This window comes from Variovorax sp. J22G73 (assembly GCF_030317035.1).
In the GTDB taxonomy this organism is placed as follows: Bacteria; Pseudomonadota; Gammaproteobacteria; order Burkholderiales; family Burkholderiaceae_C; genus Variovorax.
On the sequence record NZ_JASZYK010000004.1, the window covers coordinates 161,266 to 174,418 of the forward strand.

The 13,153-nt window shown below is 69.5% G+C and carries 15 protein-coding genes; 2 read left to right on the forward strand and 13 right to left on the reverse strand.

Annotated features, from left to right (window positions below; genetic code table 11):
* Positions 1-21 precede the first annotated feature (21 nt).
* The 12 genes from QTI51_RS17150 to nac form a co-directional block, all read right to left on the reverse strand.
* A complete protein-coding gene (locus tag QTI51_RS17150) occupies positions 22-864 on the reverse strand; it encodes an ABC transporter substrate-binding protein (protein WP_116909255.1) in 843 nt (280 codons plus the stop codon).
* Positions 865-907: 43 nt separating this feature from the next.
* Positions 908-1,642: an amino acid ABC transporter ATP-binding protein gene (locus QTI51_RS17155; protein ID WP_116909627.1), complete on the reverse strand. Its 735-nt coding sequence runs from the start codon at positions 1,640-1,642 to the stop codon at positions 908-910.
* A 17-nt stretch (positions 1,643-1,659) separates the two neighbouring features.
* Positions 1,660-2,448: an amino acid ABC transporter permease gene (locus QTI51_RS17160; RefSeq protein ID WP_286516120.1), complete on the reverse strand. Its 789-nt coding sequence runs from the start codon at positions 2,446-2,448 to the stop codon at positions 1,660-1,662.
* Between the two features lie 27 nt (positions 2,449-2,475).
* Positions 2,476-3,177, reverse strand: a complete 702-nt coding sequence (locus QTI51_RS17165; protein ID WP_116909256.1) for an amino acid ABC transporter permease — start codon at positions 3,175-3,177, stop codon at positions 2,476-2,478.
* Positions 3,178-3,241: 64 nt separating this feature from the next.
* On the reverse strand, positions 3,242-3,994 hold the full coding sequence (locus QTI51_RS17170) for an SDR family oxidoreductase (RefSeq protein WP_116909257.1): 753 nt from the start codon (positions 3,992-3,994) through the stop codon (positions 3,242-3,244).
* 186 nt (positions 3,995-4,180) lie between these two features.
* Positions 4,181-4,945: a LamB/YcsF family protein gene (locus tag QTI51_RS17175; RefSeq protein ID WP_116909258.1), complete on the reverse strand. Its 765-nt coding sequence runs from the start codon at positions 4,943-4,945 to the stop codon at positions 4,181-4,183.
* 28 nt (positions 4,946-4,973) lie between these two features.
* Entirely contained in the window at positions 4,974-5,387 is a 414-nt protein-coding gene (locus QTI51_RS17180; protein ID WP_116909259.1) for an acetyl-CoA carboxylase biotin carboxyl carrier protein, read from the reverse strand.
* 52 nt (positions 5,388-5,439) lie between these two features.
* Entirely contained in the window at positions 5,440-6,450 is a 1,011-nt protein-coding gene (locus tag QTI51_RS17185; protein WP_116909260.1) for a 5-oxoprolinase subunit C family protein, read from the reverse strand.
* A complete protein-coding gene (gene pxpB, locus QTI51_RS17190; RefSeq protein ID WP_116909261.1) occupies positions 6,447-7,118 on the reverse strand; it encodes a 5-oxoprolinase subunit PxpB in 672 nt (223 codons plus the stop codon). The genes QTI51_RS17185 and pxpB overlap by 4 nt, the downstream gene beginning before the upstream one ends.
* Entirely contained in the window at positions 7,115-8,467 is a 1,353-nt protein-coding gene (gene accC, locus QTI51_RS17195; protein WP_116909262.1) for an acetyl-CoA carboxylase biotin carboxylase subunit, read from the reverse strand. Before accC ends, pxpB begins: the two co-directional genes overlap by 4 nt.
* 13 nt (positions 8,468-8,480) lie before the next feature.
* Positions 8,481-8,924, reverse strand: coding sequence for an acetyl-CoA carboxylase biotin carboxyl carrier protein (locus tag QTI51_RS17200; protein ID WP_116909628.1), 444 nt, complete (start codon positions 8,922-8,924; stop codon positions 8,481-8,483).
* A gap of 134 nt (positions 8,925-9,058) precedes the next feature.
* A complete protein-coding gene (nac, locus tag QTI51_RS17205; protein ID WP_165840315.1) occupies positions 9,059-9,997 on the reverse strand; it encodes a nitrogen assimilation transcriptional regulator NAC in 939 nt (312 codons plus the stop codon).
* Positions 9,998-10,166: 169 nt separating this feature from the next.
* Between nac and QTI51_RS17210 the strand changes: the two genes are divergently transcribed.
* Together QTI51_RS17210 and QTI51_RS17215 are read left to right on the forward strand one after the other, a co-directional pair.
* Positions 10,167-11,375 carry an aspartate transaminase gene (locus QTI51_RS17210; protein WP_116909264.1) on the forward strand — a complete coding sequence of 403 codons (1,209 nt, stop codon included), beginning with the start codon at positions 10,167-10,169 and terminating at the stop codon, positions 11,373-11,375.
* 54 nt (positions 11,376-11,429) lie between these two features.
* Complete coding sequence (locus QTI51_RS17215) at positions 11,430-12,101, forward strand: RraA family protein (protein ID WP_116909265.1); 672 nt, start codon at positions 11,430-11,432, stop codon at positions 12,099-12,101.
* Positions 12,102-12,123: 22 nt separating this feature from the next.
* Here QTI51_RS17215 and QTI51_RS17220 read toward each other — a convergent pair whose 3' ends face one another.
* Complete coding sequence (locus QTI51_RS17220; RefSeq protein WP_286516119.1) at positions 12,124-13,116, reverse strand: LysR family transcriptional regulator; 993 nt, start codon at positions 13,114-13,116, stop codon at positions 12,124-12,126.
* Positions 13,117-13,153: the final 37 nt, after the last annotated feature.

Genomic DNA, 13,153 nt, shown 5'->3' on the forward strand with positions numbered 1-13,153 from the left:
GGTTCGCCCCCGCCGAACACGTCAAGGCAGCAGTTCGAACTTCAGCTCGGCCAACGGCGTGACCTTCTCTTCGCGCACCATCTTGTATTCGGTGTTCGGGCCGAGCCACTTGGCCCAGATGCGGTCGAGCTCGCCCGACTTCTCCAGCGCATAGAGCGCGCCGTTCACCTTGGCCAGCAGCGCGGGCTCGTCCTTCTTCATGCCGATGCCCACGGGCTGCAGCACCATGGGGTCGGCGATCATCTTCAGCGCCACGCCGCCGGTCTTCGACTGGTTCACGAGCTTGGTGATGGTCATGGTGTTGGCCACCATGCCGACCGACTTGTTCTGCTGCACCGCCATGAAGGCGGAGCCGGTGTCCTGGAAGGTGACGGGCTCGGAGCCGTTCATCTTGATGGACATCTCCGAGGTGGAGCCCTTGGTCGAGCTCAGGCGCTTGCCCTTGAAGTCGGCCTTGGCGGTGCCGGGGTCGGAGGCCTTCACCGCCAGCATTTCCTTGGCCACGTAGTACGGGTCGCTGAACTGGATCTGCTCGCCGCGGCTCTTGGTGTAGGCCAGGTTGGCGATGGTGACGTCCACGCGGCCCAGCTTCACCTCGGGCACGCGCGCCTCCACCGACAGCGGCGTGACCTTGGCGCTGAGCCCCAGTTCCTTGGCGATGGCGTTGCACAGGTCGACGTCGTGGCCGACCATTTCGCGCGTCTTGGGGTCGGGCGCGGCGAACGGAGGCACGTCGGCGAAGGTGCCGCACTTGAGCTCCTTGCGCTGGGCAATGTCGCTCCACTGGTCGGCGTGCGCGAGCAGGGAAGCCGCGCACAGGCAGGTGCCGAGGGTGGCGAGGCGGAAGACGGACTTGTTCGACATGGAAGGCTCCTGGGGAGATTGCGAAGAAGAGAACGGCGGGAACTCAGTGCGCGCGCAGGTCCGACAGGAAGCGCTGCGCGCGCGGATGCTGCGGGCTGCTGAAGAAGGTGGCCGGGTCGGCCGTCTCCAGGATGCGGCCGGCGTCCATGAACCAGACGCGGTCGGCCACCTCGCGGGCGAAGTTCATCTCGTGGGTGACGCACATCATGGTCATGCCGTCGTGCGCGAGGCCGCGCATCACCGACAGCACTTCGCCGACCATCTCGGGGTCGAGTGCGCTGGTGGGTTCGTCGAACAGCATGGCCGGCGGCTCCATGGCCAGCGCGCGCGCGATCGCCACGCGCTGCTGCTGGCCGCCCGAGAGCTGCGCGGGGTAGGCCCCGGCCTTGTTCGACAGGCCCACGCGCTCCAGCAGCTGGCCGGCCTTGGCCCTGGCGTCGGCGCGCTTCACGCCCAGCACGCGCATGGGCGACAGCATGATGTTCTCCAGCACCGACAGGTGCGGGAACAGGTTGAAGCTCTGGAACACGAAGCCGATGCGGCTGCGCAGCCGGTTGAGCGCCTTGCTGGTCATGGGCGCATGGATGTCGTGGCCGTCGAACAGCAGCTGGCCCGACTTCACTTCCTCCAGCCGGTTCACGGTGCGGATCAGCGTCGACTTGCCGGAGCCCGAAGGCCCGCAGACCACCACCACTTCGCCCTTCTTCACCTCGGCGTTGATGTCGGCCAGCGCCTGGTAGTCGCCGTACCACTTGTTGATGTCGGAGAACAGGATCATGGGGTCGTCCTTGGGCGTCATGGCAAGGTCGCCACGGGGGGAACGGGAGGAACAGCGGGAACAGCCGGAGCAGGAAAAGTGGCGCTACCCGCCCCGCCGGGCGCCGCCACGGCGCCCAGGCGCTTGTGCGCGATGCGCCGCTCCAGCCATTGCGCGAGCTGCGTGAGGCTGAAGCACACCACGTAGTAGGTCAGCGCCAGGATGAAGAACACCTGGAACGGCTTGGTCAGCAGCTGGTTGTTGATCTGGTTGGCCGCGAAGGTGAGCTCCTGCACATTGATCACGTAGCCCAGCGTGGTCTCCTTGATGGTGGAGATGAACTGGCTCAGCATGCTGGGCAGCATGTTGTAGAGCGCCTGCGGCAAGATGACGAACCACATGGTGCCCAGGTGGCTGTGGCCCAGCGCACGCGCCGCCTCGGCCTGCCCCTTGGGCAGCGACAGGATGCCGGCGCGCACCACCTCCGACAGGTAGGCGCCCTCGTAGATCACCAGCGTGCACAGCATGGTGGTGAAGCCCGACACCTCGCGCCCGATGAGGATGGGCACCAGAAAGTACACCCACAGGATCACCATGAGCAGCGGCACGCCGCGCACCACGTACACCAGCACCGTGGCCGGCCAGCGCAGCAGCCGCCAGGGCGACAGCCGCGCCAGCGCCAGCAGCACCGACAGCGGAAACGCCAGCACGATGCCGAGCACCGACAGAATCAAGGTGGCGACGATGCCGCCGAGCGGGCCGCTCGGGTACTGGCCGACCAGCAGCAGCAGCCAGTTGTCGCGAAGGATTTCGTAGACGCTGTACATCGTGTGTTCCGGCTGCGTTGCTTTTTTCTACCTGGCGCCGGCGATGCGGTAGCGCCGCGCCAGCCAGCCGCCCACGGCCATGATGAGCAGCGAGCACACCAGGTACAGCACGGTGGCCACGCTGTAGGCCTCGAAGGTGCGAAAGCTCTGGCTCTCTATTTCCTTCACCGCGTGCGTGAGCTCGGCCACGCCGATGGCCATGGCCAGGCTGCTGTTCTTGAACAGCGACACGCTGTGGTTCACCAGCGCCGGCACCGCGTTGCGGATGGCCTGCGGCAGCATCACGTGGCGCATCGAGCCGATGTAGCCGTGGCCCAGCGCGCGCGCGGCCTCGGCCTGGCCCGACGGGATGGCGCGCAGCCCGGAGCGCATGTCCTCGCTGAAATACGCGGCCTGGCACAGGCCGAGCGCGACGATCGACAGCAGGGTCTCGGCGTTGTGCACCGACAGCCAGCCCTGCAGCGCGTCGGGCAGCAGGCTGAAGATGCCGAAGTACCAGAACATGAGCTGCACCAGCGTGGGCACGTTGCGGTGGTAGGACACGTAGGCGGCCACCACGCGCTCGGCGATGCGGTGGGTGGTAAGGCGCACCACCAGCAGCACCACGGCCATGGCCATGGCGAGCAGCCAGGAGCCGGCCGCGATCTTCAGCGTCTGCAGCAGGCCGTGCAGCAGCATGGCGCCGAACTCGGGCTTCAGCAGGATCGCGAGCAGGTCGAAGTCCTTCATGCGCGGTTCCTTGGCGTGGCGTGCTCGGCTTGCATGGCGTGAATGACGTGAATGGCGCGGGACGTCAGGCCTGCGGCGCCTCGGGCCGCGTGGTCTGCAGCCCGCCCGGCACCTGCAGCGTGGGCGTGATTTCCATGTGGCCCACGTTCACCGCGATGGGCGCGGCGATGCAGAAGGCGATGGCATTGGCGATGTCTTCGGCCTGCGGCAGCTCGAAGCCTTCGACGAAGCGCTTGCGCGTGCCTTCGGAGTCGCCGTGCACGTGCGCGAAGATGTCGGTGGCCACGCGGCCGGGGCAGATCTCGGTGACGCGCACGCGCTTGCCGAACACGTCGATGCGCAGCTGCCGCGACAGCATGCTCACGGCCGCCTTGGTGGCGTGGTAGGTGCTGTTGCCGCCGAAGTTGTAGGCCGCGGCAATGGAGCTGATGTTGACCACGTGGCCGCGGTCGCGCGCCACCATGCCGGGCACCACGAGCCGGCACAGGTGCAGCACGGCGCGCAGGTTCACGTCCACCAGCAGGTCGATGCCTTCGGCGTCGGCCTTGAGGATGGAGCCGGGGCGGTCCACGCCGGCGTTGTTGACCAGCACGTCGAACTCGACCTCCTGCGCGAGCCGCGTCACGGCGGCGAGGTCGCTCACGTCGATGGCATGCACGGTGCAGCCGGTGCGCTGCGCCAGTTCGGCCAGCTTGTCGGCGCTGCGCGCGAGCGCGTGCACCTTCAGGCCTTCTTTGCTGAGGCGCTCGACAACGGCGGCGCCGATGCCCGAGGAAGCACCTGTCACCAGCGCGGTCTTGTAGTCGGAAAAAGGCATCTTTCGTTCTTTCTTGAAGGGGCGTTCGAGCGCCTGGAATTCACTGTATCGACCGCCCGCGCACGGCGCCAAGACGGTTTGTCTGTGGAGCGATAAGCCGCCCTTATGTCGCCCGGCATCTGTGCATATGACCAAGGGTAAGCACCATGTTCGTGCCCGTTCGCGGTGCTTGCTTTTTGTCGCGGCTCACGCCGATTGCCTGGAGATGGGCACGATGCGCCCGGCCTGCTCGACCACCCCACGCACGGCGCGCGCCAGCTCCACCGCGCCGGGCGTGTCGCCGTGCAGCAGGATGGAGTGCGCGCGCATCGGCAGCTTGTTGCCGGTGTAGCTGGTGACGGTGCCGTCTTCGAGCAACTGGCGCACGCGCGCGAGCACGGCGTCTTGCGCGTGGATGACGGCGCCGGGCAGCTTGCGCGGCACGAGCAGGCCGTCGTCGCCGCAGGCCCGGTCGGCCAGGAACACGGTGCGCACGCGCAGCCCGCAGCGCTCGGCCGCGCCTTCGATGGCGGCGCTGGCGGAGGTGCTGACGGTGAGCGACGGATCGAAGTCGGCCACGGCGCGCACCAGCGGCTCGGCCAGTGCGGCATCGGCGGCGGCCATGTTGCCGAGCGCGCCATGGAAGCTCATGTGCGTCATGCGGTGCCCTGCCGTGCGCGCCATGCCGTCGAGCGCGCTCAACTGGTAGAGCACGTAGCTCACGAGCTCCTTTGTCTCGATCTGCATGGGCCGGCGCCCGAAGCCCACGAGGTCCGGAAAGCCCACGTGCGCGCCGACGTCGACGCCGCGCTGCCGCGCCATGCGCACGGTGCGGTCCATGATGACCGGGTCGCCCGCGTGAAAGCCGCAGGCGACGTTGGCGGAAGAAACGATGTCCAGCAGCGCCTCGTCCTCGCCCATGCGCCAGCGTCCGAAGCCTTCGCCGAGGTCTGCGTTGAGGTCGATGTCCATGGGGAGTCCTTGTCTCTTCGGTTCGGGGTCAGAGAGGATGCAGGTCGACGAGGGCGGCGCCGTAGCCGACCGCGACGCCGCCCTGCACATGCAGGGCGTCGACGATGCCGGCCTGGGGCGCGGCCACGGGCAGCAGCAGCGGGCCGATGTTCAGCAGGCCGATGAGCTGGCCTGCCTGCACATGCTGGCCGATGCTTGCAAGAGGTTGCGTGGCAAGTGGATGGCTGCGCAGGAACACGCCGACCGACGAAGCCTTGACCGCGACGGTTTCTGTTTCGGCTGTTTCGCCTGCTCTTTCCTCTTGTCCTGGCAGCTCGACGATGTCGTCCCCTTGCCTGCCGAGTCGCAACGTGCCGTGCGGGGTTCGCAGCTCCAGCAGGTCGATGTCCGTGCCTGCCAGCCACGCCGCCAGTTCCGCCGCACGCTGCGACGTGTCCTGCATGTCGGGCTTTCCTGCCACATCGTTCGGGGCGTGTGACCAACGATCACGGCGCTCAGACACGAGGCGCTCCCCGATGAAGCGCCACCACGCGCGCCACCTTGTCGAGCCACGCACGCACTTCGTCCAGCGCATCGAGCGCCTCGTCCCACGTGGCTTCGATGAAACGCACGCGGCTCCCGATCGGGGCCTGCCCAAGGCGCCACATGTCGGCCTCGATCACGGTGCCGAACTTGGGGTAGCCGCCCGACGGCTGGGCATCGCGCATCTGGATGATGGGCTGGCCGCTGTGCGGCACCTGGATGACGCCGGGCACGATGCCGTGCGAGCGCAGTTCCATGGGCGCGATGGGGCGCAGGGCCTCGCCCTCGAGGCGGTAGCCGTAGCGGTCGCTCTGGGGGGTGATCTTCCAGTCGGCGGACCAGAAGGCGTCGCGCGACCGTGGCTCGAACGACAGGTATTCGGCCGCGGGGAGCACGCGCACCGCGGGCACGCCGTCGCGCTGCAGCGGCAACGCGAGCGCGGGGGGAACCAGGCCGAAGCCCGTGCGGCCGGGTTGCGTGGCACCTAATGCACCTGCCGCACCCGCTCCACCCACGGCACGCAAGACATCACCGCGGCGCAGCGCACGGCCTTCATGGCCACCGAAGGCGCCGCGCAACTGGGTGCTGCGCGAGCCCAGCACCTCGGGCACGTCGATGCCGCCGGCCACGCACAGCATGGCGCGGCTGCCGCGCTGGGCGCCGCCCTGCGGCAGGCCCAGCACGAGCACCTGTCCGGCGCGCGCCTGGTGCACCCACCAGGGCATGAGCGGCTGGTCGTCGAGGCGGGCCGCGCAGTCGGCGCCGGTGAGCGCGAAGGCGCAGTCTTCGTCGAAGCGCACCTTGAACGGGAACACCGGCACTTCGATGGCGGCCAGGTCCAACGCGTTGCCCAGCAGCAGGTTGCCCGCGGCCAGGGCCAGGTTGTCCATGGCGCCCGAGGTGCCCACGCCCCAGCGCAGGCTGCCGGTGCGGCCCAGGTCCTGCACGGTGGCGAGCGCCGCCGACGAGAGTACTTCGATCATCGGACGATGCCCTCCACGCGAAATCGGATCATGTCGCCCGGCTGCAGCATCGCGGGCGGGTCTTGCGCGGGGTCGAAGAACACCATCGACGTGCTGCCGATGGTGTTCCAGCCGCTGGGGCCGGCCGAGGCCGACACGCCGGTCTGCGCGCCGCCGATGGACACGGCGCCGCCCGGGATGCTGAGCACCGGCACCTTGCGCCGCGGGGTGGCGATGCGCGCGTCCATGCCGCCCAGGTAGCAGTAGCCGGGGTGGCTGCCCAGCGCGTACACCGGGTACAGCGGCGCGCTGTGCAACTCGACGATGGCCTCCACGCTCAGGCCGGTGTGGGCCACCACGTCGGCCATGTGCGGGCCGCCCTCGCCGCCGTAGACCACGGGCAACTCGACCACGCGGCCTTCGCGCTGCAAGGCGGTGGCGGCGGCCCAGGCCTCGCACAGGCGCGTGCGCAGCGCGTCGAGCTGGCGCGGCGGGCGGGTGAAGGTGAGCATCAGGTTGTTCATGCCAGGCACGGCCTCGCGCACCTCGGGCCAGCGCTCGGCCTCGTGCGCCAGCGCCCAGATGCGCTGCTGCGAAGGCAGGTCCATGTCGCCGGGCGCCTCGAACAGCAGCGCGGTGGTGCCCAGCAGGCTGGTCGACGGTGACGTCGTGGATGTCTTTGCGCTCACGCCGCGCTCCTTTGCTGCAGCCAGCGTTCGAGGTGGTGGATGTCGACGCCGCCATCCGCAAAACCCGCGTCGCGCAGCAGCGCGCGGTGCAGCGCCACGTTGGTGTCGATGCCCTCCACGCGCGTCTCGGCCAGCGCCAGTCGCATGCGCTCCAGCGCGTCGGCGCGGCTGTCGCCGTGCACGATGAGCTTGGCGATCATCGAGTCGTAGTACGGCGGCACGCGGTAGCCGGCACCGGCATGCGAATCGACGCGCACGCCGAAGCCGCCTGGCACCTGCCAGCCGGTGATGCGGCCCGGCGCGGGCGCGAAGGTGTCGGGGTTCTCGGCGTTGATGCGGCACTCGATGGCGTGGCCCTGGCAGCGCACGTCGGCCTGCGCCAGCCGCAGGCGCTCGCCGCGCGCCATGCGCAACTGCTGCTGCACGATGTCGATGCCGGTGGTCATCTCGGTCACCGGGTGCTCGACCTGCAGGCGGGTGTTCATCTCGATGAAATAGAAGGCGCCGCGCTCGTACAGGAACTCGAAGGTGCCCACGCCGCAGTAGCCGATCTGCCGGCACGCGGCCGCGCAGCGCTCGCCCACCTCGGCCAGCAGCGCCTCGTCGATGCCAGGCGCGGGCGCCTCCTCGATCACTTTCTGGTGGCGCCGTTGCAGCGAGCAGTCGCGGCTGCCGAGCCACACGGCATGGCCGTGGCTGTCCGCCAGCACCTGGATCTCCACGTGGCGCGGGTGCAGCAGGAACTTCTCGATGTAGACCTCGGGGTTGCCGAAGGCCTGGCGCGCTTCCTCGCGCGTGAGCGCCATGGCGTGCAGCAGCGCGGCCTCCTCGTGCACCACACGCATGCCGCGCCCGCCGCCGCCGCCCGCGGCCTTCACGATGACCGGGTAGCCGATGTCGCGCGCCAGCGCCAGCACGGCGGCCGGGTCGTCGGGCAGCGGCTCGTCGGGGCCGGGCACGCAGGGCACGCCGGCCTTGCGCATCGCGCGCTTGGCAGAGACCTTGTCGCCCATGGTGCGGATGCACGCGGCGCTCGGCCCGACGAAGACCAGGCCGGCCTCCTCGACGCGCGCGGCGAAGCCCGCGTTTTCCGAGAGGAAGCCGTAGCCGGGGTGAACGGCCTGCGCGCCGCTCACCTCGGCGGCGAACAGGATGGCGGACTGGTTCAGGTAGCTCAGCGCCGGCGCCGCCGGGCCGATGCACAGCGCCTGGTCGGCCTGCGCGACATACATCGCGTCGCGGTCGGCCTCGGAATGCACGACCACCGTGCGCAGGCCCAGGCCCCGGCAGGCGCGCTGGATGCGCAGGGCGATCTCGCCGCGGTTGGCAATGAGCACGGTGTCGAACATGGCGCGTGCCTCCTCAGGCGAAGCGGAACAGGGGCTGGCCCGCTTCCACTTCCTGGCCCGACTGCGCGAGCACCTGTTGCACGGTGGCGGCGCGCTCGGCGCGCACCTCGTTGAACATCTTCATGGCCTCGATCACGCACAGCAACTCGCCAGCCTCGACCGCCCGGCCCGGCTGCACGAACGGCGGTTCGCCGGGTGCGGGCTGCAGGTGCACCACGCCGTGCAGCGGGGCCAGGCATTGCGTGTTCGAGGCCGCGGGGGCTGCCACATCTTCCGGCGCCCTTCGCGGCGCCTTGCGTGCGTCGGGTCGTGAAGCAGCTGCCGCTGCACGGGGCAGCGCGCCCGACGCCGCGCGCTTCACCAGCCGCAGCGTGCTGCCGTTTTCACTGAACTCCAGTTCCGCCAGGTCCGATGCGGCCAAAGCGTCGATGAGCGTCTTGATCTGTTCCTGCTTCATGCCCGGGGCTGTGGTGGCCGACGCGTTCCGCGAACGCGTGACGGCATGCATGAAAGGTAACGGGCCGGGGCCGCAAAGCCCAAGACGGAATGGCTGTGCCGGGATAAGGGCGGCTTATGACAGCGACGACACAGCTATGACAGCGCCGACAGTTCCGGTTCGGGCGTCGAGGCCACGGTGCCCGCCAGGTCGACCACCAGTTCGAGCAGGATGTCCTTCACCGCCTGCGCGGGCTCCGACAGCGGCAGGTGGTCGGACTGGCACAGCGCCAGCGGCGCCTCGATGACGGGGTCGACGATGGGAAACTGCCAGGCCCCGCAGCTCGCGACCACCTCGCGCGCCATCGACGCCGGCAGGATGGTGGCGCCCAGCCCGTCGGCAATGGCCGCGGTGAGCGTGAAGGCCGACTCGATCTCCGCCACCACGCGCGGCACCATGCCGGCGCGCACGAAAGCCGCGTCCACCAGCTTGCGCACCACGTTGTACGGGCGCGGCAGAAAGAGCTCGATGTCGCGCAGGTCGGCCAGCTTCACCGGCTGCGAAGGCGCCGGCATGGCGGCCGGGCCGACCAGGAACAGCGGCTCCTTCAGCAGCGGCACGAAGGTGAGGCCGTGGATGGCCTTGTCCCCGTACAGCACGGCCAGGTCCATGCGGCCGTTCATGATGAGTTCGCTGAGCGTGGTGCCGTAGTTCTCGTTCAGGTACAGCAGGATGCCCGGGTGCCGCGCGCGCACGGTGCGCAGCAGCGGCAACGACAGTGCCGAGGCGGCCGTGCCGGGCGCGAGCCCCACCGACACCTGGCCCGAGAGCCCCTCGCCCGCGGCCTCCATGTCGACACGCGCCTGCTCGCACTGGCGCAGGATGATCTGCGCATGGCGGTACAGCACCTTGCCGGCTTCGGTGGGCGTCACGCCGCGCTTGGTGCGCACGAGCAGCTGCTGGCGCACCTCGCCTTCCAGCGTGGCCAGTTGCTGGCTCAGCGCGGGCTGGGCGATGAAAAGGACTTCGGCCGCCTGCGTGAGGCTGCCGATGTCCACGATCTTCACGAAATATTTGAGGCGTCGCAGGTTCACGCCTTGTCCCCAAGCAAAACCCAAGCCTAGCACCGCACCTTCGCGGCGGGTATCGGGGCGCACCATGAGTCATAAGCTGCGCCTATACGACCAGTGCAATCTCGTCTTGGCCTCGGGTGATCGATGTGCGTACCGTTCGGCTCATGCCATCCCCAACCCAGGAAGCCGCGTGACCACCTCCCGCATTGCCGCCCGCGTGCGGCGCATCAAGCCCTCGCCCAGCACCTCGGCCGCCGACCGCGCCAACGAACTGCGCAGGCAGGGCAAGTCGATCGTGAACCTCGTGGTCGGCGAGCCCGACTTCGACACCCCGCCCCACATCCGCCAGGCCGCGGCCGCCGCCATCGAGCGCGGCGCCACGCGCTACACGCTGATGGCCGGCACGGTGGAACTGCGCGAGGCCATCGTGGCGAAGCTGGAGCGCGAGAACGGCCTGCGCTACGCGATGAACGAGATCATCGCCACCAGCGGCGCGAAGAGCGCGATCTACAACGCCTTCGCGATCACGCTGGAGCCGGGCGACGAGGTGATCGTTCCGGCGCCGTACTGGGTGTCGTATCCCGACATGGTGCTGGCCTGCGAGGGCACGCCCGTGACCGTGGCCTGCCCCGAGGCCAACGGCTTCAAGCTGACGCCCGCGCAACTCGAGGCCGCCATCACCCCGCGCACGCGCTGGCTGCTGGTGAACTCGCCGAGCAACCCGACCGGCGCGAGCTACACCGCCGCCGAGTACCGCGCGCTGGCCGAGGTGCTGGCGCGCCACCCGCACGTCATGGTGATGACCGACGACATCTACGAGCACATCCGCTTCGACGGCGAGGCCACGCCGCACATCCTGGCGGTGGCGCCCGCGCTGCGCGAGCGCACGCTGGTGGTGAACGGCGTGTCCAAGACCTACGCGATGACGGGCTGGCGCATCGGCTACGCGGCCGGTCCGGCGGACCTGGTCAAGGCGCTGGACACGCTGCTGTCTCAGTCCACCGGCAACTGCTGCTCGGTGAGCCAGGCCGCGGCGGCCGCGGCGCTGAACGGCGACCAGGGCTTCGTGGCCGAGAGCGTGGCGGTCTACAAGCAGCGGCGCGACCGCACGCTGGCGCTCGTCAACGAGGTGCCCGGACTGAGCTGCGCCACGCCGCCGGGGGCCTTCTACCTGTACATCAACTGCGGCGGCCTCATCGGCAAGACCACGCCCGGGGGCAAGCGCCTGGAGACCGACGGCGACGTGGTGATGTACCTGCTGGAAAGCGAAGGCGTGGCCGTGGTCGCGGGCACCGCCTACGGGCTGTCGCCCTACTTCCGGCTGTCGATCGCCACGTCGATCGAGACGCTGGAAGAAGGCTGCAAGCGCATCGCGCGCGCCGTGGCCGCGCTGCGCTGAGACGCGCACCCTTCGCCAGACCCCAGAGATTCACGAGAACACAAGGACAACGCCATGCCCTACAAGGCCATCTTGAAGAACCCTTCGGCCCCGCAAGCGGCGCCCGAACTCATCGCGGCGCTGCACGACATTCCGGTGGCCGCGCTCAGCGACAACATGCACCGCAACATCGGCAGCGTGGGCCTGCAGCCCTACCACCGGCCCGGCACCCGGACGATGGCGGGCACGGCCGTGACGGTGAAGACGCGCGGCGGCGACAACTTCACGATGATGCGGGCCTTCGAGTTCTGTCGGCCGGGCGACGTGCTGGTGATCGACGCGGGCGGCGACGTGACCAACGCGGTCATCGGCGGCATCCTGTCGTTCTATGCCGCCACCATCGGCACCGTGGGCGTGGTGCTCGACGGCGCCATCCGCGACGTGGCGGAGATCCGCGAGCGCGACTACCCGGTGTACGCGCGTGGCGTGAACCACCGTGGCCCGTACAAGGACGGCCCCGGCGAGATCAACGTGCCGGTGTCGGTCGGCGGCATGGTGGTGAACCCGGGCGACATCGTGGTGGGCGACCAGGACGGTCTGATGGCTTTCGCGGCCGGCGACGCCGGCTGGCTGATAGAGAAGGCGCGCGCGCACCTGGAGACCGAAGCACGCACGATCCAGGCGATGAAGGAAGGCCGCTGGGACCGTTCGTTCCTGGATGCGCTGGAGGCGCGCTGCGCGAACTGACGCACCGAAGCCCGCGAGGACGTCAGCCTTTCGCGGGACCCGCGCCGCCGTCGTCGAGCAGCGCCCACAGCGCCTCGGCCACGGGCGCCATCTGCGCCTGCTGGCGGTACAGGCGGATGTCGATGGGCACGCGCCAGCCGCCCTCTGCGCCCTTTGCCTCTGCGCCCTTTCCCACTACGCCCTTTCCATCCTTGCCGGCATCCACCAGCGCACCGCTGCGCAGGTCGTCCGCCACCAGGCTCATCGGCAGCCACGCCAGCCCGCGGCCTTCGAGCGCCATGGTGCGCAGCAGCGCCGCATGGTGGGCGGTGAAGACCACCGGCAGCGAGGCGGCGAAGTGCTTGCCGAACTGGCCGTCCTGCATCGCCCGCATGATCCGGCCCAGGCCCGAGGCCTCGCTGTAGGCCAGCACGGCGGGCGGCTTCTGCGTGCCCAGCGCATGCAGCGGCCCACCGCTGGCGTCGGCCGAAGACACCGGCACCAGCACGTCTTCGCTCAGGCGCCGCACCGGGTATTGCGCCTCGTCGAGCCGCCCGGGCGCGCCCGCGTGGCCGTGGCACAGCACGAACTGCACGCGGCGCTGCAGCATGAGGTCTTCGCAGGCGTACGAGCTGTCTGAAATGGTCTGGATCGGGCCCATGCTCAGGCGCGCTTCCACGCCCGCGAGCCAGCGCGGAAAGAAGGTCAGGGACAGCACGTGCGTGGCCGCGAAGCTCAGGCTGGCCGCGTCCAGGTCGTGCGCGGCGCGGGCCTGGGTGCGGGCGTGCTGCAGGCCCGCGAGCACGTCTTCCAGCAGCGGCCTAAAGCGCTGGCCCGCGGCGGTGAGCGTGGTCGGGTGCGCGCTGCGGTCGAACAGGTCGACGCCCACCCACTCTTCCAGCGAACGGATGTGGCGGCTGAACGCGGGCTGCGCAATGGCGCGGGCCTTGGCGGCGCGCGAGAAGTTGCCGGCCTCGGCCAGCGCGAGAAAGTCTTCCAGCCAGTCGAGGTCGAGGGGTCGGTTGCCGGGGCCCATGCGCAGCGCCTTTGCTTTGAATAGTTGTATGCGATTC

What these genes read in the sequence shown, in the direction of transcription:
- QTI51_RS17170 (WP_116909257.1), bottom strand. Translation starts at nt 3,994, where the DNA reads ATGCCTTTTTCCGACTACAAGACCGCGCTGGTGACAGGTGCTTCCTCG.
- QTI51_RS17175 (WP_116909258.1), bottom strand. Translation starts at nt 4,945, where the DNA reads ATGGACATCGACCTCAACGCAGACCTCGGCGAAGGCTTCGGACGCTGG.
- QTI51_RS17215 (WP_116909265.1), top strand. Translation starts at nt 11,430, where the DNA reads ATGCCCTACAAGGCCATCTTGAAGAACCCTTCGGCCCCGCAAGCGGCG.
- QTI51_RS17220 (WP_286516119.1), bottom strand. Translation starts at nt 13,116, where the DNA reads ATGGGCCCCGGCAACCGACCCCTCGACCTCGACTGGCTGGAAGACTTT.
- QTI51_RS17155 (WP_116909627.1), bottom strand. Translation starts at nt 1,642, where the DNA reads ATGATCCTGTTCTCCGACATCAACAAGTGGTACGGCGACTACCAGGCG.
- QTI51_RS17150 (WP_116909255.1), bottom strand. Translation starts at nt 864, where the DNA reads ATGTCGAACAAGTCCGTCTTCCGCCTCGCCACCCTCGGCACCTGCCTG.
- accC (WP_116909262.1), bottom strand. Translation starts at nt 8,467, where the DNA reads ATGTTCGACACCGTGCTCATTGCCAACCGCGGCGAGATCGCCCTGCGC.
- QTI51_RS17180 (WP_116909259.1), bottom strand. Translation starts at nt 5,387, where the DNA reads ATGCAGGACACGTCGCAGCGTGCGGCGGAACTGGCGGCGTGGCTGGCA.
- QTI51_RS17200 (WP_116909628.1), bottom strand. Translation starts at nt 8,924, where the DNA reads ATGAAGCAGGAACAGATCAAGACGCTCATCGACGCTTTGGCCGCATCG.
- QTI51_RS17165 (WP_116909256.1), bottom strand. Translation starts at nt 3,177, where the DNA reads ATGAAGGACTTCGACCTGCTCGCGATCCTGCTGAAGCCCGAGTTCGGC.
- QTI51_RS17160 (WP_286516120.1), bottom strand. Translation starts at nt 2,448, where the DNA reads ATGTACAGCGTCTACGAAATCCTTCGCGACAACTGGCTGCTGCTGCTG.
- QTI51_RS17185 (WP_116909260.1), bottom strand. Translation starts at nt 6,450, where the DNA reads ATGATCGAAGTACTCTCGTCGGCGGCGCTCGCCACCGTGCAGGACCTG.